This window comes from Streptomyces sp. NPDC003300 (assembly GCF_040610915.1).
In the GTDB taxonomy this organism is placed as follows: Bacteria; Actinomycetota; Actinomycetes; order Streptomycetales; family Streptomycetaceae; genus Actinacidiphila.
Map to the genome: position 1 here is coordinate 232126 of NZ_JBEXNE010000010.1, position 20078 is coordinate 252203.

Sequence of the window (20078 nt, forward strand, 5' to 3'; positions counted from 1 at the left end):
GCGTCAGTAGTCCTCACCCGTGGTGGTGGCGGCGACGATCTCGGCGAGGAAGGGGGCCGAGGGCGTGACGCGGGCCGACGCGTCGTACGGCGCCGTGCCCTCGGCCGGTCGGGCCGCCGCGCTCACGAGGCGGTCCCGGACCAGCGCGCGGACCGCCTCACGGTCGGCGTGGCCTTCCGGGCCCGGACCGGGGTCGAAGCCCGGCAGCAGTACGGCGACCTCGAAGCGCGGCGTCAACTCCCCTGCGGACAGGCCCGGTTCCAGATCCGCGCGGCCGGTCCACACGTCGTCCCGCCGGGTGAGGGGCGCGCGGACCGGGAGCCCGCCGTTGACCCGTACCTCCGCGACGAGGGGCGCACCGCCGACGGGCGCCGCGATGTGCGCGACGACCTCGACCTCGATCCGGCGCCGCCCGCCGAGCGCGCGCGCCGTCCAGGACACCGCCGACTCGGCGGCGTCCACGAACCCGGGCGGGTAGCGGCGCCAGTCGTTGGTCCCCGTGCCCCGGGCGATCACCCGGCCGCCGACGGGGAGGGGTTCGCCCGCCGCGAGGGTGTAGCCGAGGCGGGAGGCGAAGAGCGCGCCAGGGGTGAGGGGCGCGGGTGCCGTACGGTCCGCAACCTGGTCTTGGTCCGCGTCCAGCTCCGCGCGGAGGCGGCGCAGCTCCGGTCCGTCGAGACCGGCGGCGTCGGCCGCGCCGTCGATCAGCCGCAGCACGCTCTCCAGGTGACGCGCGGTGTGCCCGGACCGCGGCTCCGCGCGCCACCACCGGACGAGCGGGTCGAGAGCGGCCTGATGGTCCTCGATCAGTTCCGCCACGCAGTCGTCCGGCTGGTCCCCGCGGTCGTCGAACAGCTCCTGGCACCGGTGGGTGAGCGCGGCCAACTCCAGCCCGAGGACGTCCGGTTCGAGCGCCGGAATCCCGTCCGCGTACGACGCCGGCCACCACCGGGAGGCCCAGTGCCCGAAGGCGAGGCGGGCGGCGGCGTCCGCCAGAGCGGTTCCGTCGCCGGTCACCCGCGCTGGTGCCGGGCCCGCGACCGTGTCCCCGGCCGCCTCGCCTGTCGTCTCCCCGGCCCCCTCTCCGCCCGCGCAGGACCGCACGGCAGCGGCGGCGCGCTCGCCGTACACCGCCCACAGCCACTGCTGCGCGCGCTCCACGTCGTCCACCTCGGCCACCGGCAGGACCGGGTCCCCGAGGACGGGCCAGAGCAGGACCGCGCCCGCGACATCGAGGACGGCTTCGGTGAAGCCGGAGCCGGAGCCGGGGCCAGGGCTGGGGCTGGGGTCTGAACCGAGCGGGTCGCCGCCGTTGTCGGCAGGGGAGCCGGGGGAAGGGCCGGGACCGGCGGTGATCCGTACCGCCCCGTCCTCGCCCCGCGTGACGTAGAGGTCCGCGCCCGCCGCCATCACGCGCTCCTCGGCTCGGCCGCTTCCGCGGCGGCGCCCGCCGACAGGCTCCGCAGCGCCGACCTCACCCTCGCGCGGTGGTCCATCATCACCGAGCGCGCGACCCCGTCGAGCACCGCCCAGGCCGCCCCGGCGTCCGCCAGCGGCGCTCCGTGGACGTCCCGGCCGTGCAGCCGTACCCACAGCCGCCGCATGTACGCGGCCCACGGCGCGCGGAGGTCGTGCGCGAGGGCGTCCAGGACCCCGCCGTCCGGGTCGGGCCGGGGGGAGACCGTCATCCTGCGGGCGCGCAGGACCGAAGCCTCGCGCCGCCAGCGGCTGTTGACGGCCCGGTGCGCGGCCGTCCGCCCCAGCGCGGATTCGCCGCTGCCCAGCGGGTCGAGGCCGACGGCGAGCCGCGCGCCGAGGACCGCGGCGACCCGCAGGCTCTCGTCGTACAGACCGAGCGGGGCGCAACCGCGGCCGACCTCCCGGTCCACGAGGTCCGGCACAGCGGGCAGTTCGTCGCGCCGGGCCGACGACTGGAGGACGACGAAGAGCCGTTCGAAGAGCGTACGGTCCAGGGGCGCGGGAAGCGTGGCCGTCGAAGCGCCCCGTCCGACCTCGGGACACGGCGGCGACTGCCGTGCGGTGAGCCCGAGATGAGGCGGCAGATCGGCCCGGCCCCACACCCCGCCGCCCGCGTCCGCCGCCCACAGCGCCCGGCCGAAGGACGCGCCGTGGCCCGCCTCGACCATGGCCGCGTACGGCGCCGAATTCCGCGACCGGTCAGGGGCGTTGCTGCTGCCGTTGCCGATGCCGCAGGACTCCAGCACCTCGGCCGCCGCGACGGCCGCCGTGAACGCGTCGGCGGCGGGGGCCGGTTGACGGCTCTTCCAGCGGGCGGCCAACTCCCTTTCGAGGCGGGCGCGTCGGACGCCGTCCGCCAGGTGCTCCTTCAGCGCCTCCACGGTGCGTCCGCCGGCCGTGTCGGCCACGTCCTCCACGACGTCCCTGGCCACCGCGTCCGCACCGGCCGCGGGCGGCCCGTGTTCCGTGGCCAGTTCGAAGCAGCGCTGGAAGTACAGGTCCTGGGGGTTGCCGGCCACGACGCCCAGCGCTCTGCGGGTCCTCTTGAGCAGCGTGAACCACCGCGCCGTCGCCTCCAGCCGCCCGCCGGACTCCCGGATCAGCGCCTCCAGCCGCGCGGCCTGCTCCGGCAGGAGGAAGTCCGCCGCGAATTCGGGGTGCAGCGCCGGCCGGACGATCAGCGGCAGCACGATCAGCTTGACCGTCCTGGTCAACGGCGCCCCGCCGGGGCCGCTCAGCGATTCCAGCCCGGGCCCGAGGGCACGCCACGCCCGGTCGATGACCATGGCGCGCGCTCGGGCCGGGGCGCCGGTCGGCTGGCTGGCAGGCGGCATGTGAGGAGCGTACGTCGTACGGAATCGGGCTGGCGAACCTGGGATCGGTAGGTGTTCCCGGCCTCCTAGCGTCCCTGTCGTCAGCCCGTCGACCCCGTCTCCGTACCGCACCGGGTGCGCGTCGGGCGTGTACCGACCGTGCACAGGCCGTGCACAGGCCGTGCACAGGGCGTGCACAGGGCGTGCGCCGGGCGGCACGGGACCGGGCATCACCAGAAGGAGCAGCCGTCATGGGAATCTTCAGGAAGCGCCGCCAGAGCCGCGAGGAGCGGGCGGCCGAGATCGCCGGCAAGGTGGCCAGCGGCAAGGGCTTCTACGGCCGTACCACCCGCGCGTTCCTCGGCGAGGAGGATTTCAGCCGGGTCCAGCAGTCCATCGGGGCGTACAACTCCGGCCTCGACGTACAGCAGTTGCTCGCGGCCGGGGCGCCGACCACCCCCGCCGTGGTCGTGTCGATCACCGACACCGGCAGGCTCGTCAACTTCGACCCGGTGGTCGACCTGGTCCTCCAGCCGAACGGGACCGCCGACCGGATCGCGCTCCAGACCATCGTCTCCAAGCTGCGGATTCCGCGCGCCGGGGACCAGGTGCTGCTGGTGGCGGACCCCGCCCGGCCCGGCGGCTACCTGTACGCCGGGGACGGGGTCACGCCGTGAGGGCCGCCCGTACTTCGGCGCCGTGTCCCGTCCCGGTCCCGACGCCGACGCGCCCGCCGACGCCGTCGCGCCCGCCGACGTCCGCGTCCGCGTAGGAAACTCTCCGGGGAGGGTCACATGCGGAGCTACGCCGGTGCGTTCATCGGCAATCTCCTCTTCACCGCGATCTGCTGCATCGCGGGCCCGTTCTTCCTGCTGATGGGGCTCCAGATATGGCACGGCGGGACCGACCGGGGCGCCGCGCTGGTCTGCCTCGGCGTCGGCCTGGCCGGCACGGTCACGATTCCCGTCGCGGCCTACACGTCCACGCGGCAGGGGTTCCCCCGGATCACACGCCGGGACCGGGCGAAGGACGCGAGTGTCCGCTACGACGACGACACTCTCGTGATGCTGTCGCCGGAGTCCCCCAAGGGCCCGGCGCGGGCGTGGCTGGCGCGGGCCGACGTCCTGGAGGCGTCATTGGTGCGCTACAGCCCCGACGGCGAGGCCACCTTCACGAAGCACTTCGGCAACTACACGCCCGACGAGTTCACGCCGCTGATCCGGCTGGGGCTGCGGGTGCACGGCGTCGAGGGCGCCGACCCGTTCGAGGTCACGCGGGAGTGGCGGGTGCCGTCCATGTGCCTGTCCGCCGTGACGGCCGGGCGCCTGGTCGTCCTCGTCCACCCGGCCCCTTCCGCCGGGCCTTTCGCCGGGCCTTCCGCCGGGCCTTTCGCCGGACCTCCCGGCTCCTCGGACGCCGTCCCCGGCACAGCCTCGGACGCCGCCCCGGCCACCCCCGGCGAGATCACCCCCCAGTGGCCGCGCAGCCTGCTGCTCGCGGGGACGAGGACCAGCCGGATGCTCGACCTCGACGGCCACCGCACCGACGTCACCCGGCGCCCCGGCCGCCTGCTGGAGCAGATGCGGATCTCACGGGCGGCCGGAGGAGTCGTGATGACCGGCGACACCATCGACCTCCGGCGACTGGACCCGCACACGGCCGGTCGCTACACCGCCCTGGCCGAGCGAATCCGCGCCCACCCCGAGGACCGCGCACCGGTCACGGAACCGGGGGAGGAGTCCCGCTGGATCGTGGACGAACTGCCCGGCCCCACGGGCGAGTTCGGCTCCTCGGGCCGCCGCTGGTCCCGCCGTGGCGGCCACCTGATCCGCGCCCGCTTCGTCGAACTGCGCGGCACGACCACCTTCCAGGACCACGGCCCGGTCCTCGACACCGTCGTCCGCGTCCAGCCGGAGGACGGCACGCCCCCGTTCGACGCCGCCCGCCGCCTGACCCTCCCGATGAACTACCTCGCCGTCCTCCACCGCACCCGGGACGTCGTCCTGTGCGTCGCCCCGCGCGGCACGTCCTACGTCGTCGACTGGCCCCGCACCAACCTCCTCGCGGGCGTCACCCCCGCCAAGGTCATCACCCCCGACTCGGCCGAACTCCCCCTCACCGGCCGCCCCGACCTCATCTGGCCCCTGATGACCCTCCTCGCCGCCCACGGCCTGTCCGCCCCGGCCCCCACCCTCGACCTCCGCCGCCGCCGTATGGCCCCCCTCGCGCCGTTCGCCCTGCGGATCCTGGACTCGGCACCTCCCCGCTGACCCGGCGAAGTCGGCGCGGGCCTCCCACCGCGCCGCCACCGCCGGGGCAACCGCCCTTGCCGGAAACAGCCGTTAGAGGCGGCGGCCCAGCAAGTGGGCGTCGAGGAAGCCCCGTTCGGAGGCCGGGTCGTGGACCAGCCGGGCTAGGTTGAACAACCCCGCCCCGGCGAGGAGTTCGGCGAAGCGGTCCACCGGCCAGCTGTAGGCGGGCGTGACCTTGTGGTCGAAGCGGACCGGCTCCGGCCCTTCGGTGGCGAAGAAGGAGGCCATGAGCAGGCCGCCCGGGGCCAGGACGCGTACCTGTTCCGCGAGGAGCGCGGGCACTTCCTCCGGCGGGGTGTGGATCATCGAGTAGTGCGCCAGCACGCCGCCCAGTGCCCCGTCCTCGACCGGCAGCGCCTCCATCCGCGCCTCGTCGAACCGCAGCGCCGGATGAGCGCGCCGGGCGTGGCCGACCATGCCGGGCGAGAGGTCGAGCCCGAAGGCGTCCAGCCCCAGGTCGTGCAGCATGGCCGTCATGTGCCCCGGCCCGCAGCCGAGGTCGGCCGTCCGCACGTTCCCCGTCCCGCGCACCAACTCGGCGAAGGTGCCGAGCATGCCCCGCGCGAACGGCTGCGTCTCCAGCCGGTCGGCGAACAGCGACGCGTACAGCTCGACGACCCCGTCGTAGGCCGCCCTGGTCCCGTCCTGGTGTTCCGCCACGCGAAGGAAGCTAACACCTCCGCCACCGCCGCCGCCCCCGTGTGACAGGCCCCGCCCGGCGCTCACGGACGGCCCCGCCCGGCGCTCAGGGGCGGCCCCGCCCCACCCCGTCCACCTGGACTTTTACGGGCCTGGGGCCGTTCGACTGGGCCGCTCACCACAACGGCCGAACCTGGCCCCGTCGGTCACGGTTCGTGTCCGCCGCCGGCCCGATCCTGGCGGCGGACCGCATTTGCCCAGGCCGTGGGCAGAGGGTCATCTCGCCGACCCAGCTCCCGAAGGGGAACGATGAAGCGCATTCTCTCGCTCACTCACGCCGCCTGGACCGCCGCAGCAGTGGCGGGCTCCATGGCGGTGTTCGCCCTCCCGTCCGCGTCGGCGGCGGCGTCACCCGCCCCGTATCCCAGCGGTTCCGAGGGTCCGGTGTTCGTCCAGACGGACAACACCGCCCACAACGAGATCGTCGCCTACCACCGCGCCCCCGACGGCTCCCTCAGCCGACGCGGCACCTTCGCCACCGGCGGCAAGGGCGGTGTCCTCGACGGCTCGGTCGTCGACCACCTCGCCTCGCAGGGCTCGCTCGTCCACGACTGCGCGCACCACCTGCTCTTCGCCGTCAACGCGGGCAGCGACACCGTCACCGTCTTCTCGGTCGACGGCGAGAGGCTCCACCGCGAGCAGGTCATCACCTCCGGCGGACGTTTCCCCGTCAGCCTCACCGTCCACGACGACCGGGTCTACGTCCTCAACGCCCGCGACGGCGGCTCCGTCCAGGGCTACCGGATCGCCGGGGGCAAGAGGCTGGAGCGCGTCGGCGGGTGGAGGCGGGAGCTCCACCTCGACACCACGACGGCGCCGGAGTTCACCCACACCCCCGGCCAGGTGTCCTTCACCCCCGACGGGTCCCGACTGATCGTCACCACGAAGGCCGGCGGCAGCAGCGTCGACGTCTTCCGCGTGAGCCCGTCCGGCGCCCCGTCCGCCCGTCCCGTCGTGAACGTGGAGAACGGGGCGGTCCCCTTCGGCTTCACCTTCGACAGCCGTGGCCGCCTGGTCGTCACCGACGCGGGGACCAACGCCGTGCTGACCTTCGCGGTCCGCGAGGACGGCCACGTCGTCCGGCTCGACAAGGTGCTCACCGGCGAGCAGGCCACCTGCTGGATCTCCCGCGCCGGGGACCGCTTCTACGCCTCCAACGCCGGCAGCAACGCGGTCTCCGGCTTCCGGCAGACCCGCCGGGCGACGCTCGAACCGCTCGGCACCACCGCGACCGGCGCGGGTTCCACGGACTCCGCCGTCACCCCCGACGAGCACTTCCTGTACGTCCAGACCGGCGGTACGGGCGGTGTCGACGCCTTCCGCGTCGAGCGGGACGGCTCGCTCCACAAGGTCGGCACCGTCATCGTCCCGGACGCCGTCGGCGGCGAGGGAATCGTCGCCCTGTAGAGGCCAGGACCGCTCGTAGAGCCCGGGACCGGCTGTAAAGCCTGGCACCGGCTGTAAAGCCCGGGACCGCCCGGAGAGTCACCGCCGGGCGGCACCCGAACCGGAGCGCGCCGCGCGGTGCGCGGCACGGGCCCGTCGAAGCGACTTTTCGGCGGGCCCCACGGCGTTCTCGGCGGTGACGACCGCCCGCCGCCGCCCGGGGGGGTCTTGACAAGGCCCGCCACCTGGCACGTACGTTCATTCCGCACCGTCAACCCGCATCACGCGGCCGAAGCGTTCTCCCGGCCGCGTCGCTGTGCCCGGCTTTCGCGGCCGGGCCGATCGGAGTCGTCGTGAAGGGATCGCGCGCCGTATCGGTCGGGGCCGCCCTTCTGCGGCCCGGCCGGACGAAGCGTCGGCACGTCGATCTGTGCCGGATCCACACCACGCTCTGTCGCTGACGATCCGCCGTCCACGACGGCTTTCTCCCCCTCTTCTCCGGGTGCCGCCGCGCGTTTTCGCGCGCCTCCGCACCTCGCGGCAGCACGTCCGCACCCCGCGGCAGCACGTCCGCGCACAGGGGCGGGCACCCGCGCCGTCCGTCGGCCCCCGCCGGAGAAGACCCCGATCCACAGCCACATGACGCACCGGTGCCGTCGCCGCCGGTGAGAAGGGACGACCTGTGAGCGCGCAGCCTCCGAGGACGCTGAAGACCGTGACCGGGGCCGGCGGTGTGTCGGAGACGTACGACCTGGCCGTCGATCCGGAGCGGTCCACCCTGGACACCGCCGTGCGGGTCGCGGCGCTCGCCGAGGCGGCGCGGATCGACGCGCTGTTCACCGCCGACCTGCTGAGCTTCGGCGCGCAGGGCGCGATCGGCTCGCAGGAGCCGCTGGTGTTCGTGTCGGCCCTGAGCCAGGTCACGTCGCGGATCGGCCTGATCGCGACCGTGTCGAGCACCTTCCACCACCCGTACAACCTGGCGCGCCTGTTCGGCACGCTCGACCACGTCAGCAACGGCCGGGCCGCGTGGAATCTGGTGACCTCCTCGCTCGGCGAGGAGAACTTCGGCCCCGGCGCGCTGCCCAGCCCCGAGGAGCGTTACGCGCGCGCCGCGGAGACGCTCGAGGTCGTCAACGCGCTGTGGGACAGCTGGAAACCGGGCGCGCTGACCCGCGGGCCGGACGGCGCGGCGGTGCTGGACCCCGCCAAGGTCCGGCCCGTCGACCACCGCGGCCCGTACTTCTCGGTGGCCGGTCCGCTGAACATCCCGCCGCTGCCGCAGCGCCGCCCGGTGCAGTTCCAGGCCGGGCAGTCCGAAGCGGGCCGGGCACTGGGCGCGCGGTACGCCGAGGTGGTGTTCACCTCGCTGCCCACGCTGGACGTCGCGCTGGACTTCACCCGCCGCATCCGGGCTCAGGCGGCGGAGTTCGGCCGCCCCGGCGGACTGCCGCTGATCTTCAGCTCCTTCCACGCCACCTACGGCGCGACGGAGGAGGAAGCGCGCCGACTGGTGCGCGAGCGGCGCGAGTCGATCGACTTCGAGCGCGGCCGGGCGCAGGTGGCCGACATGCTCGGCGGCGGCGTCGACCTCTCGGAACTGCCCCTGGACGCGAAGCTGCCGGACCGCCTGCTGCCGGACGTCACGTCGGTGAACCGGCGGCGCGGCCGGGTCGACATCTTCGTCGGATACGCCCGACAGGGCTACACGCTGCGGGAGTTGATCGTCGCCGCGCAGGACACCGGCCACTGGGCCGCCGCGGGCACGCCGGAGCAACTGGCCGACGCGGTCGAGGAGCGCTTCCGGGCCGGAGTGCTGGACGTCATCACGCTCGGCGGCCTCGCCGACCCGCGCGAGCACGACTTCGTCGTCAACGGCCTGCTGCACGAGCTGCGCAAGCGGAAGGTCGTCGCCGAGGACTACGCCGGGAGGACGCTGCGCGAGAACTTGGGGCTCGAACTGCCCTCGTGAGACGCCCGGTTCGCCTTCCGCTCCCACCGACTGTCACCGCTTGTCACCGAATTTGACCATCTGCCACCGCCCGTCCACCCCGACGAAAGGCCCTGCCGTGCCCGTCGAATTCCTCGGTATCGCCGCCACGAACGACGGCTCCGAGACCACACCGCGCAGCGGCGCGTCCTTCGACAAGGACTACACGCTGCGACTCGCCCGCGCCCACGAGGACCACGGCTGGGACCGGGTGCTGTTCGCGTACAGCTCCGCCTCGCCGGAGCCCGGTACGGCCGCGGCGTACATCGCCGCGCGCACCGAACGCCTGGAGATCCTGCTCGCGCACCGCCCCAACGTGTCGTATCCGACCTTCGCCGCACGGGAGTTCGCGACCCTCGACGCGATCAGCGACGGCCGGCTCGCCGTGCACTTCATCACCGGGGGCAGCGACCACGAGCAGCAGCGCGAGGGCGACGTCCTGAGCAAGGACGAGCGGTACGCGCGCACCCGTGAGTACATCGAGATCGTCAAACGCGTGTGGACCGAGCACGAGGCGTTCGACCACGAGGGCGCGCACTACCGCTTCCGCGACTACGTCTCCGACGTGTTCCCGGTGCGGCAGCCGCACCCGGACGTCTCCTTCGGCGGTTCGTCGCCCGCCGCGTACGCCGCCGGTGGCGCCGTCGCCGACATCTACGCGCTGTGGGGCGAGCCGCTGGCCGAGACCGCCCAGCAGATCGAGGCGGTGAAGGCCGCCGCGCTGGCCGCGGGGCGCGGCACCCCGCCGCGTATCCAGGTCGCCTTCCGGCCGATCATCGCGCCCACCGAGGAACTGGCCTGGGAGAAGGCGCACCGCACGGTCGCCGCCATCGAGCAGCGCCGGGCGGCGGGCGCGTGGCGGCGGCGCGGCGGCGACGCCCCGCAGAACACCGGTTCGCAGCGGCTGATCGGCATCGCGGAGCAGGGCGAGCGCTACGACCGCGCGCTGTGGACCCGCACGGCGGCGGTCACCGGGGGAGCGGGCAACTCCAACGCCCTGGTCGGCACGCCGGAGACCGTCGCGCGGGCGCTGCTCGACTACATCGACCTCGGCGTCGATATCATCTCCGCGCGCGGCTACGACCTGCTGGGCGACGCCATCGACTTCGGCCGCCACGTCATTCCGCTGGTACGGGCGGAGGTCGCCCGGCGCGACGCCGAGCGGGCGGCGGGGCCGGTGACGGCACGGCGGTGACGGCACGGCGGTGACGGCAGGCACCGGGCGGATCGGCGGATCGGCGTACGAGCGGGACGACGTACGAGCGGATCGGCGTACGGGTGCGCGGGCCGTACCGCTGACCCCGCTCCCGGGGTGCGCGGGCCGTGCCGCTGACCCCGCTCCCGGGGTGCGCGGTCCGTGCCGCCGACCCCGCTCCCGCCACCTCCCGGCGCCCACCACTCAAGGAGATCGCATGGCCAGATACGAGTCGGTGCTCGACGCCATCGGCGGGACACCGTTGATCCGCCTCACCCGCGCCGCCGAAGGACTGCGCCCGCGCGTGTACGTCAAACCGGAGTGGCAGAACCCCGGCGGCAGCGTGAAGGACCGGGCGGCGCTGTCGATGCTCCGCAGGGCGGAGGCGGACGGCTCGTTGCGTCCGGGAGGCACCGTGGTGGAGGTGACCAGCGGCAACACCGGCATCGGCCTGGCGCTGGCCGCCGCCCACCTCGGCTACCGGACGGTGGTCTTCACCGGCTCCGCGACCTCGCGCGAGAAGCGGGACCAACTCGCCGCCTACGGAGCCGAGGTGCGGCTGGTCGACGCCTTCGTCCCGCGCGACCACCCGGACAGCATGCGCTCGCAGGGCACGCGGTTCGCCGCCGAGACGCCGGGCGCCTGGTTCGTCGACCAGTACGACAACCCGGCCAATCCGGCCGCCCATTACGCCACCACCGGCCCCGAGATCTGGACGGACACCGAGGGCGCGGTCACCCACTTCGTCGCCACCGTCGGCACCGGCGGCACGATCTCCGGGACCGGCCGTTACCTCAGGGAGGTGAGCGGAGGCCGGGTCCGGGTGATCGGCGCGGACCCCGTCACCTCGATGTACGCGGGCGGCGACGGCAGCCAGAAGTACATCGAGGGCGCGGGCCACTTCCTGCACCCCGAGGCCACGGCCGACGTCTGGCCGCTCGCCCTCGACTCCGCCGTGATCGACCGCTACCTCGCCGTCGGGGACCAGGACGCGATCGACGCCGTGCGGCGGCTGGCCCGCACCGAGGGCATCCTCGCGGGCGGCTCGTCGGGCGTCGCGCTCGCGGCGGCCCTGCGGGTGGCCGAACACCTCACCGAGGACGACACCGTGGTGGCCCTGCTGCCGGACTCGGGCCGGGCCTACCTGTCGACGTACTTCAACGACGACTGGCTCACCGCCAACGGCTTCCGAGGCCCGGCCCCGGCCGACGGCCCGACCGTCGGCGACCACGCCACCCCGGCGCCGGTGGTGGAGCGGGACGAGGACCCGGCCGACGCCGTACGGCGGCTCACCGCGGACGGCCTCGGCGACGACGACGTGGTGCTGGTCGCGTACCGCCGCGACCGCCGCCTGCTGGCCCCCCACCCCACCGACCTCCTCGGCTGGACCACCCCCGCCCGCCTCCGCACCGCCCCGAGCGTCGCCGAATCCGCCCAACCCCTCGCCCCCCGCCTCGGCGCCGCCCTCCCCCTCACCGCCCCCGCCGTCACCGACTGGCCCCCCTCCGCCGCCCCCATCGCCCCCGTCCTCACCCAAGGCCGCGCCACCCACACCGTCCCCCGGCCGGCCCTCCACCCCTGACCCCGGTCCCTCTTCCGCCGCAGTTCCCCGTCGCGTCAGGTCCGTACCGTCCCGGCGTTCCGCACCCCGTTTCGCACCGTTCCCGGCGAGCGCCGTCGCACTTGGCCGCCGCTACACCGGATGTCGTAGGTTGAGCGATTTCACCGCATGCCAGCGTGGTGGGAGGTGACGATGGTGGGCGATGTGCACAGGAACTTCCGCGTGGTCGATGGGGGAGAGCGTGAGCTCTGCACGGGATGCCGGCACAGGTGACAGGGCGAAGCTCAAGAGCAAGGTCTGGTCGTTGCGTTCCCGATGGCCGCAGACCAGCTTCCTGGCAGGGCTTGAGGAGGACATTCTCGCCGCGCTGGTGGACTCCTCCGAACCCGTGCGTTTCGACCGCGACGACGTGCTGGTGGCCGAAGGCGCCGTCGGGTCCGATGTGTTCCTCCTGCTCACTTCATACGTCAAGGTCACCACGCTGCTCCCGAACGGGTCACGGGCGCTGCTCGCGGTGCGCGTCGGCGGTGACCTCGTCGGGGAGTTAGCGGCCTTGGACAACGGGCGGCGGACCGGGACGGTCATCGCCTGTGGCGTCGAGCCGGTGGACACTCTGCGTATCGACGCCGAACTCTTCCTCCGCGCGCTCTCCACGTCGCCGAAGGCGATGCTCGGTCTGTCCGAGTCCGTGGCCCGCAAGCTGCGCAGCGCGACGCAGCGGCGCATTGACCACCAAGGGGGGCACGCGTCGGTTCGGCTTGCCCGCGTGCTGGTGGAAATGGCTGACGACCATGGCGCCACGACGTACCGCGACAACGTGGTGATCGGCATCGATGTCACCCGCCTCGAGTGGGGCAGCCTCATCGGGGTGAGCAAGCGGACCGCCGAGCGGGCGATCGCGACCCTGCGGGACAACAAGCTCATAGGGTCGGGAATGAAGCGCATCACCATCCATGACATGGAGGGACTGCGAGCTCTCGCGAACTCTGAGTGAGCGATCCCGCCAATTGGCGGGAGTCTGTGGGCGATTACCGGCGGCTGGACATACTGCTCGCCCCAACCCTCACGATGCCGGGCCTCATGTGCCGGTTCGCAGCACTTCATGGAGCATCGCGTGGTCACGCAGTCCAGCCCGTCCGGTCGTTCCGGAGACCTAGCCGCCCCTCCCGTCCCCCCTGTCCGTGCGAGCGCGCCTGCTCCGCGTGACTGGCCGGCGTCGACCCTTCTGGGCAGGCTGCCCGGGACCACCCGGGACCTCCTCCTGGAGGAGGGCACACCGATGCTGTATCCCAAGCACCGGATGCTCCTGAGGCAGGGAGACGGCGGGAAGCACCTCTTGCTGCTCACCCGCGGGGTCGTGAAAGTCCTCGCCTCTTCGGAGAACGGGATGGACGTACTGCTCGGGATTCGCGTGGCAGGTGAACTGGTCGGTGAGATGGCCGTGTTCGAGGAGAAGCCGCGGTCCGGGTCTGTCTTCGCGTGCGGCGAGGTCTCGGCGCGGATCATCCCTCTGGAGGTCCTGGAGGGCTTCCTCACCCGCCACCCCGAGGCGATCAAGGCGTTGGTCGCCTCGTTGAGCGCCCGTCTGCGCTGGGCGAACCAGCGGCGTATCGACTCCCGTTCCTACGACGCGCCGGTCCGTCTGGCGCGGGTACTGGTGGAACTCGGCCGCGCACACGGCCGTACGCCGCCCGAGGGCATCGCGGTGCGCAAGGTTCTCGGCGTGACGATAAGCCAGTCCGAGTTGGCGTCGCTGTGCGGATTGGCCCTCCCGACGACGGAGAAAGCCCTCGCCTCCCTTTCTCGAAAGGGGCTGGTCGAGCGTAGTTACCGCCGCATAACGCTCTGCGATATGCCGAGTCTGGTCGAGTTCGCGAAAGTCGGCGACGAGATCCCGTACTGGTAGGGAGTCCGTCCGCCGGAGTCCGCCTACTGTCCAGGAAAACGCAGCACCTACTCCGTTCCAGGCCAGAGAGGAATGGTCACATGGCCGCATGGTCCGGGTTCCATCCCTGTACGTGTATTGCCGTCGATGCCCAGGCGTACAGCCGCAATGACGACCGCAGACAGTCCGAGATTCAGCACGACCTTCCACGACTTCTCTCCCGCGCGGCCGACGGTGCGGGATTGAACCGTTCCCAGTGGCACCTCCAGCCCAAAGGTGACGAGGAACTGGCCGTCTACCCGATGGACGGGACGGAGCCACGCCTGGTCGACGATTTTGTACGCCATCTGGTCTGGGAACTAGGGGAATACAACCGGAGCAGGATCTCCGCGTCCCGGCTACGGCTGAGGCTCGCCGTCGACCACGGGCCCGTGGAGGTGGCGCCCAACGGTTTCGCGGGCGCGACCGTGGTGTCGGTCTCCCGGCTGCTCAACTCGGCGCATCTCTATGAGGCACTGCGTCAGCACGAGCCGGCGGACCTCGCCGTCCTGCTGTCCGACCACGTGTACCGCTCGACGGTGGGAAGCGGTCACACCACCTTGTCGCGGGAGGACTTCCGGGAAGTCGCCGTACAGGTCAAGGAATACGAGTCCGTCGCCTGGCTGCGGATACCCGGCGGAAACGGTTTCGGCCCCTGGCCGCGTCCCGCTGATACGGCGACGGCTTCGTCCGCGTCGCCGAGCCGATCCCACGGTTCGGCCGCCGAGAGCGCTTCCGGCCATCATTACCGGGCCGATCGCCTGAATGTGAACAACTTCGCGGGTCCGGTTGATCTGCGAGGAGGCACCGTGGGCTTCGGCGGCTCGAATGGCTGACGACGGTGAGACTCCGACCGACGAGGCCGAAGCGGCGCCGCCTGAGGGAGTTCCGCAAGAACCGCTCGCCGCGGGCGGATCACCGGAGGCGCACGCCGTATCCGACTCCGCGGAGAAGGAGGGCGACGCCCAGGGATTCGCGGAGCTCCACCGTGCTTTCGGCCAACAGGTGCACAATCACTTCCACTCGACCGTCGAGGCTTCTGGGGCCACGTTCGGATTCGGCGCTCCACGGGCGCCCGGACTCGCCCCGGGCAATGTGCGTCCGGAGGAGGTCGACCACGCGCTGCGGCACTACTTGCGCCCTCAGCCGTGCTTCAGCGAGGCGCTCGCCAAGCTCCGCCGTGATCACCTGGTGGTGCTCTCCGGCCACGAGGACACCGGCCGCCGCGCCGGGGCCTTCGCGCTGCTGCGGGAACTGACCGAGCCGGGTATCGGCCTCAGAAGCCTTTCGCCCGCGAACTCCCTGGCAGGGCTGACGGCGCCGAACGCCCTCAAGGAGCGCCAGGCGTTCGTCATCCTGGACTACGTCGGAGAGACGAACGCCGATCCCGTGCAGTCGTACGACATCGGACGGCTGGCGGAGGAACTGCGCCGCAAGGACAGCTATCTGGTGATCACCGCGACCGAGAGCAGCCTGCGGAGACTGGCCTTCGACGGCTACCGCGTGCCATGGCGGGCTCCCGACCCGAAGGAGCTGTTCCGGGCTTGCCTGGATCCGCTCCCAGCGGCCGGACTGCCCTCGGCACTCATGGAACGGGTCGGCGAACAGCGCCGGCCCGCCGATGTGGTCGCCGCCGCGACCGGGTTCTCCGCCGGGGGGACGCCCACGGCGATGAAGACGATGAGCGGCAGCGACGCGGATGCCGTCCGGACGTGGTTCCGCAAGGTGCCGCTGCTGGAGGACCTGCTGCCGCTGGCCGCCCTGGCCTTCTTGGAGGGCATCCCGGAACGCAGCTTCGAGGAGCACCTGGCCACGCTGGAGGGACTCGTACGTGACTGGGAGCTCAGCGGTGAGTCCGCTCCCGGTGAGCGCGACGCCGTGCCGGCACCCGGCACCGGCACGACGGTGCTCCGCCAGAGCCGGGCCCTGTGGCGCAAGCGGGCGACCGGACTCGTCCGTGTCGATCGACGTCCCGAGCCGGGGCTGGCGGCGGACCGGAGCGAACGCCGGATGGTCTTCATCTCACCGGGCATCCGCGAGCTGGTCATCGGGGAACTCCACACCCTCTACGGATACGAACTGTGGTACCCGCTGCGGCGTTGGCTGCACGACCTGGCGCAGCACCCGGACCTCGCGGTCCGCACCGAAGTCGCCCGGGGCACCGCCCTGTTCGCCGGCCACTCCCTGGCAGAGGTCGATGACCTGCTCCTCCAGGAGTGGGCGGACGGCCTGACCAACCAGCGAGTGACCGCGGCCCTCACGCTTCAGCACATGGCCGAGACGGACCGGTTGGCCCCGGCGGCCCTGAGCATCGCCCTGGGCTGGGCCAGCAACAGGGGACAGGCCCGGGCGATCACGATGGCGATGGCGCTGTCGGGAACGCTCGGCTCCGTCTACCGCCTTGAGGTGCTCAACTGGTTGTGGCGCCTCACCGGTCGGGGAGAGCGCATGGCGGCCGCCGCACGTCGCTCTGTCGTGCTTCTGTTGCAGACGGCCGAGCAGGAACCCGAGCGGGCGCTGTTCACACTGCGCTACATCCGTACGCGGATGGCCAACGCCCGTGCGGGTAGCTGGGATCACCGTCGAACGACGCTGATCGCCGCCCAGGTGCTCGTGGCGCCCAGGCTCGGGAACCAGCAGGGCACCCTGCCCGGAGCCCTGCTCCGGCAGCGCCGGGAGAACGCCCGGCAATTGGGGAAGCTCTGGGCCGGGCTGCTGCTCAGCCGGAGTCGCCGTACCGCGTTCGAGGCGCTCTGCGACACCCTCGTCGACGTCCGCGACGAACCGTCCGTCGCCGACGCCGTACGGACCCTGGGCGAGGCGATGCGCGAGGAGATGACGCCGGCCCAATGGCAGGCGCTGAGCTCCCGGTTGCTCGCGGTGCTCCGCCACCCCGACCTCGCCATGCCGAGCACCCGTCAGATGGCCCACGTGCTCCTCGGGACGCTGGGGATCTAGCCGTTCCTCGGGACAGGCCGCTGTTCCGCTCGCAGGCCGAGGCGCACCTCAAGGCGCGGATCAAGCCGCGCCTCAATTCGTACATCACGTCGCACCTCAATTCGTACCCCAAGCCGTACATCAAGGAGATCGAGGCAAGTGAATTATCCCGTTGTGTCCGAGCACGTCCTTGGCGTGGTCAGCAGCCGCTTGTGGTCCCGCCGCCGACGTGAGGACGTGCCGCCGCTTCTTCCCGGCACCGTCCATGTCTTCCGCGTCGGCGGAGAGTACCGCCAGTACCCGGAAGGTCTGGTCTTCGACCCGGGTCACGCGGATGTGCTCGACGCCTCGTCCGTCAGCCTGATCGACACCAGAGTGCGCGTCGTCGATGTCCGTCGGACAGTGCCCTCGGTGAGCGAGGCGGACCAGTTCACCGTCAGCGTGTCCTTCTCGTGCCAGGTAACCGACCCGGCCCTGATCGCCCGCCAGGGCGTGGTCGATGTGACGGTGCCGCTCCGCGCCTACCTGGCGGGGGAGGACGACCTGCCCCGAGTGAGCGCCGGCTATCGCGTCGAAGAGGTCAACGCCGTCCGAGCGGAGGCGGCTCGCTGGATGACCGCGTACAGCACCGTCGTACCTCCCCGTGTCTCGGGCATGAGCGTGGAGTTCGTCGGCGTCGAGGTATACGTGGCCGACGAGCTCCGTGCGTGGGAGGAGAAACTGCGCGAGCAGCGCCGCTCACACGAACTGCTGCGCGGCCAGAACGACTTCGAGTCCTACGACGCCCAGCGAATAGCCGAGTTGCTGGCCCAGGGGTCCGACTACGCCGACGCGATCGGCATCGTGCGCGAACGCGTCGATGTCGCCGACGCGGCCGCGCGTATCCACGGCCTCGCCGCCGCCCGGGAGGCGCGCGCGGCCAGGATCGACGAGGAGAAGCGCGCACACGCCGAGGCCAGGGAGATGCTCTCGGCGCAGACCCAGCGGGATCTGATCCTCGAACTGGTGCGGCAAATGGGTGCGGAGGGCACTCTGTCCGATCCCCAACCGCTGCTTGAGGAACTCGTGCGCCAGGGCGCTTCGCGGTCCGGTGCCAACCCCGCACTCGACGTCGGCGGCACCCGGCCGTCGCAGGAGCCGCGCCCGGCGCCCCGTACTCTGCGGTCCGCGCGGACGCCGGAGGACGACTTCGTCAAGGACGAGGACGATTTCGTTGACTGACATGCCACAGAACCCGATCGCCCGGACGTTGTCCCGGCCCGTCGGCGCGGACGGGTCCCCGCACGCCGTGCCCGACCTGGGACGGTTCCTGCGCTCGCTCACCGGCGTCGACGAGGAACTGCTCGCAGAGGTCCGGCACGAACGCAGCAAGTACACCGCGCTCGGCGGAGTGGTACTCGGTACAGCCGTGATCGCGGCGTTCTCCATGTGGAACTTCGCCACGGAGGCACTGGGCCGGGTCTCGATCGTGGCCCTGCTGCCCACGGTCATCTGGCTGCTGCTCATCCTCAATCTGGACCGCTGGCTGGTCACGCCCGTACCGAACGCCCGGCGCAGATTCGGCCCCGTCGTGCTGCGGCTGGTGATGGCCCTGCTGCTCGGAGTCGTGATCGCCGAGCCCCTCGTGCTGCGGATCTTCTCCACCGCCATTGAGGAGCACATCGCCGACGGCCGGACGACCGCGCTGGACGACCTGCGCGGCAAGCTGCTGGCCTGCAACCCGGTGCCGTCCGACACCGCCGCCGCGCCGCCCGCGAACTGCGGCCACTACACGCTGGTCTTCGGCGCGAACCCCGGCAACCAGGCCGACGAGCTGGCGACTCTGCGCGAGGACGCCACAGCCCTGCAGAAGCGGGTCGACCAGGACAACACGGAGCTGACCGCGCTCGACACGCAGGTACGCGACGAATGCCGGCAGCTCATCCGTGACGCCGCCAGCGGCTTGCTGGAAAGGACGTCCGAGTGCCAACGGCTGCGCGCCAAGGCACGCGACTTCCGGGCGACGCACGCACTGGACACCGAACAGCGACAGCTCAGCGGGATGAACGTCCGCATCGCCACGCTGGAGCGCGGGGTCGCCAGTTCGCGCGGCGACTTCGTGAAGGCCCGCGCGGCGGCGGTCGACAAGCGGATGGCCGAGGAGCAGGCGAAGCAGCGGGAGATCGGTGTCCTGGAGCGCATGCAGGCGCTGGACGAACTGGCCGCGGGCAAGCCCGTGCTGTTCGTCGGGATCTGGCTGGTCAGGGCCCTGTTCGTGTTCCTGGACGTGCTCCCTGTCATGGCGAAGTCGCTGGGGGGCGAGAGCACCTACGAGCGGATGCTCAGCTACGAGAGCACCAGCGCGGTCAAAGTGCACAGTTCCCGGGTCCGGCTGGCCGAACTGCGGGCACTGGCGGACACCGAGATCGCCCAGCACGCCATCGAGCAGGACGTCCGGCGCAGTCGTGCCGAGTCCGAGGCCGCGCACCGTGAGGTCGTCGCGACGACCAACATCCGTACGAGGCAAGCGATCAGCGCACTGGAGGAAGAGCTGCGCCGTACGTCGGCGCACTGACCGTCATCGTTGTCGATGTCGTCGGGCGGGCTCCGAGAGGCCGCCCGACGACCGGCGAGACAGGGAGGGTCCGATGCCTGACCGCAACAGAGCGACGAACCGTCAGAGGGACTTGCTCCGGATCCTGACCGCCGAGACCCGGGAGGAGCTGGTGAAGGCGGACGGAAAGGCGGGACTCGTCCTGTCCTGTCTCGGCGCGGCACTTGCCACTCTCCTCGGCGCGCTCACCACGGGCAACCTCGCGCCGCAGCACTATTCACCACTGCCGCAGGCGCTGTTCTGGGCCGGTTGTGCCACCTGGATACCGGCCTTTCTCTTCCTCGGCATGGTCATCGCTCCGCGCCTCGGCCCGTCCCGGGCGATGCGTGCCCACTACTTCGGAGACGTGAACGCCACCCGCTCCACGACGTTTCTCGCCGACGCCGTCCGGCGCACCGACATCAGCGACCGTGACCTCCAGCAACTGGAGCGGCTCTCGCACATCGTCTCGGTCAAGTACCGCTGCGTGCGGTACGGGATGCTGTGGTCGGCGGCGTTCGTGATTCTGACGGCGGCGGGTTTCCTCCTCGGCACATCGACCTGACGCCCTCTCGGCCGTGGGGGGGGGGGGGGGCCCCCGCCCCCCCCCCCCCCCGGCGGGGGCCCCCCCCGGGGGGGGCCCCCCCGGGGGCCGGGGGCCAGCCCGGCGGGGGCCCCGCGCCCCCCCCCCCGGCGCCGGGCCGCGCGCG

The 20078-nt window shown here is 72.3% G+C and carries 16 protein-coding genes; 13 read left to right on the forward strand and 3 right to left on the reverse strand.

Translation table 11 applies throughout. The features are described from left to right. Positions 1–3: 3 nt before the first annotated feature. Positions 4–1410 carry a hypothetical protein gene (locus ABZX65_RS17670; RefSeq protein WP_355340082.1) on the reverse strand — a complete coding sequence of 469 codons (1407 nt, stop codon included), beginning with the start codon at positions 1408–1410 and terminating at the stop codon, positions 4–6. Next, on the reverse strand, positions 1410–2813 hold the full coding sequence (locus tag ABZX65_RS17675; protein WP_355340085.1) for a hypothetical protein: 1404 nt from the start codon (positions 2811–2813) through the stop codon (positions 1410–1412). The genes ABZX65_RS17670 and ABZX65_RS17675 overlap by 1 nt, the downstream gene beginning before the upstream one ends. 230 nt (positions 2814–3043) lie before the next feature. On the opposite strand from ABZX65_RS17675, the gene ABZX65_RS17680 reads away from it, so the two are divergent. Both ABZX65_RS17680 and ABZX65_RS17685 read left to right on the forward strand, forming a co-directional pair. Continuing rightward, positions 3044–3469 carry a hypothetical protein gene (locus tag ABZX65_RS17680; RefSeq protein WP_355340088.1) on the forward strand — a complete coding sequence of 142 codons (426 nt, stop codon included), beginning with the start codon at positions 3044–3046 and terminating at the stop codon, positions 3467–3469. A gap of 117 nt (positions 3470–3586) precedes the next feature. Further along, complete coding sequence (locus ABZX65_RS17685) at positions 3587–5062, forward strand: hypothetical protein (RefSeq protein ID WP_355340091.1); 1476 nt, start codon at positions 3587–3589, stop codon at positions 5060–5062. 72 nt (positions 5063–5134) lie between these two features. Here ABZX65_RS17685 and ABZX65_RS17690 read toward each other — a convergent pair whose 3' ends face one another. Further along, on the reverse strand, positions 5135–5764 hold the full coding sequence (locus tag ABZX65_RS17690; RefSeq protein ID WP_355340094.1) for a class I SAM-dependent methyltransferase: 630 nt from the start codon (positions 5762–5764) through the stop codon (positions 5135–5137). A gap of 288 nt (positions 5765–6052) precedes the next feature. Here ABZX65_RS17690 and ABZX65_RS17695 point away from each other — a divergent pair, with 288 nt between their 5' ends. The 11 genes from ABZX65_RS17695 to ABZX65_RS17745 all read left to right on the forward strand — a co-directional run bounded on the left by ABZX65_RS17695 (position 6053) and on the right by ABZX65_RS17745 (position 19933). Next, positions 6053–7210, forward strand: coding sequence for a beta-propeller fold lactonase family protein (locus ABZX65_RS17695; protein ID WP_355340097.1), 1158 nt, complete (start codon positions 6053–6055; stop codon positions 7208–7210). A 661-nt stretch (positions 7211–7871) separates the two neighbouring features. Continuing rightward, entirely contained in the window at positions 7872–9161 is a 1290-nt protein-coding gene (locus ABZX65_RS17700; protein ID WP_355340100.1) for an NtaA/DmoA family FMN-dependent monooxygenase, read from the forward strand. 97 nt (positions 9162–9258) lie between these two features. Then, positions 9259–10374: an LLM class flavin-dependent oxidoreductase gene (locus ABZX65_RS17705; protein ID WP_355340103.1), complete on the forward strand. Its 1116-nt coding sequence runs from the start codon at positions 9259–9261 to the stop codon at positions 10372–10374. A 217-nt stretch (positions 10375–10591) separates the two neighbouring features. Further along, positions 10592–11956: a pyridoxal-phosphate dependent enzyme gene (locus ABZX65_RS17710; RefSeq protein WP_355340106.1), complete on the forward strand. Its 1365-nt coding sequence runs from the start codon at positions 10592–10594 to the stop codon at positions 11954–11956. A 220-nt stretch (positions 11957–12176) separates the two neighbouring features. Then, the gene (locus tag ABZX65_RS17715; protein ID WP_355340109.1) at positions 12177–12929 is read left to right on the forward strand and encodes a Crp/Fnr family transcriptional regulator; all 753 of its coding nucleotides are present in this window, start codon (positions 12177–12179) and stop codon (positions 12927–12929) included. Positions 12930–13214: 285 nt separating this feature from the next. After that, entirely contained in the window at positions 13215–13841 is a 627-nt protein-coding gene (locus tag ABZX65_RS17720) for a Crp/Fnr family transcriptional regulator (RefSeq protein WP_355340112.1), read from the forward strand. Between the two features lie 80 nt (positions 13842–13921). Beyond that, positions 13922–14695, forward strand: coding sequence for a hypothetical protein (locus ABZX65_RS17725; RefSeq protein WP_355340115.1), 774 nt, complete (start codon positions 13922–13924; stop codon positions 14693–14695). Next, positions 14688–16817 carry a hypothetical protein gene (locus tag ABZX65_RS17730; RefSeq protein ID WP_355340118.1) on the forward strand — a complete coding sequence of 710 codons (2130 nt, stop codon included), beginning with the start codon at positions 14688–14690 and terminating at the stop codon, positions 16815–16817. The genes ABZX65_RS17725 and ABZX65_RS17730 overlap by 8 nt, the downstream gene beginning before the upstream one ends. A 138-nt stretch (positions 16818–16955) precedes the next feature. Next, positions 16956–18017 (forward strand): hypothetical protein, encoded by a 1062-nt coding sequence (locus ABZX65_RS17735; protein ID WP_355340121.1) that lies wholly within the window; start codon positions 16956–16958, stop codon positions 18015–18017. Position 18018: 1 nt separating this feature from the next. Next, the gene (locus tag ABZX65_RS17740; protein WP_355340124.1) at positions 18019–19350 is read left to right on the forward strand and encodes a DUF4407 domain-containing protein; all 1332 of its coding nucleotides are present in this window, start codon (positions 18019–18021) and stop codon (positions 19348–19350) included. Positions 19351–19423: 73 nt separating this feature from the next. Beyond that, entirely contained in the window at positions 19424–19933 is a 510-nt protein-coding gene (locus ABZX65_RS17745; protein ID WP_355340127.1) for a Pycsar system effector family protein, read from the forward strand. Positions 19934–20078: the final 145 nt, after the last annotated feature.

Bases quoted from the DNA above. Each gene is read 5' to 3' on its own strand.
- ABZX65_RS17725 (WP_355340115.1), top strand. From the start codon at position 13,922: ATGGCCGCATGGTCCGGGTTCCATCCCTGTACGTGTATTGCCGTCGAT.
- ABZX65_RS17745 (WP_355340127.1), top strand. From the start codon at position 19,424: ATGCCTGACCGCAACAGAGCGACGAACCGTCAGAGGGACTTGCTCCGG.
- ABZX65_RS17740 (WP_355340124.1), top strand. From the start codon at position 18,019: ATGCCACAGAACCCGATCGCCCGGACGTTGTCCCGGCCCGTCGGCGCG.
- ABZX65_RS17670 (WP_355340082.1), bottom strand. From the start codon at position 1,410: ATGGCGGCGGGCGCGGACCTCTACGTCACGCGGGGCGAGGACGGGGCG.
- ABZX65_RS17695 (WP_355340097.1), top strand. From the start codon at position 6,053: ATGAAGCGCATTCTCTCGCTCACTCACGCCGCCTGGACCGCCGCAGCA.
- ABZX65_RS17680 (WP_355340088.1), top strand. From the start codon at position 3,044: ATGGGAATCTTCAGGAAGCGCCGCCAGAGCCGCGAGGAGCGGGCGGCC.
- ABZX65_RS17720 (WP_355340112.1), top strand. From the start codon at position 13,215: ATGCTGTATCCCAAGCACCGGATGCTCCTGAGGCAGGGAGACGGCGGG.
- ABZX65_RS17675 (WP_355340085.1), bottom strand. From the start codon at position 2,813: ATGCCGCCTGCCAGCCAGCCGACCGGCGCCCCGGCCCGAGCGCGCGCC.
- ABZX65_RS17710 (WP_355340106.1), top strand. From the start codon at position 10,592: ATGGCCAGATACGAGTCGGTGCTCGACGCCATCGGCGGGACACCGTTG.
- ABZX65_RS17685 (WP_355340091.1), top strand. From the start codon at position 3,587: ATGCGGAGCTACGCCGGTGCGTTCATCGGCAATCTCCTCTTCACCGCG.
- ABZX65_RS17730 (WP_355340118.1), top strand. From the start codon at position 14,688: ATGGCTGACGACGGTGAGACTCCGACCGACGAGGCCGAAGCGGCGCCG.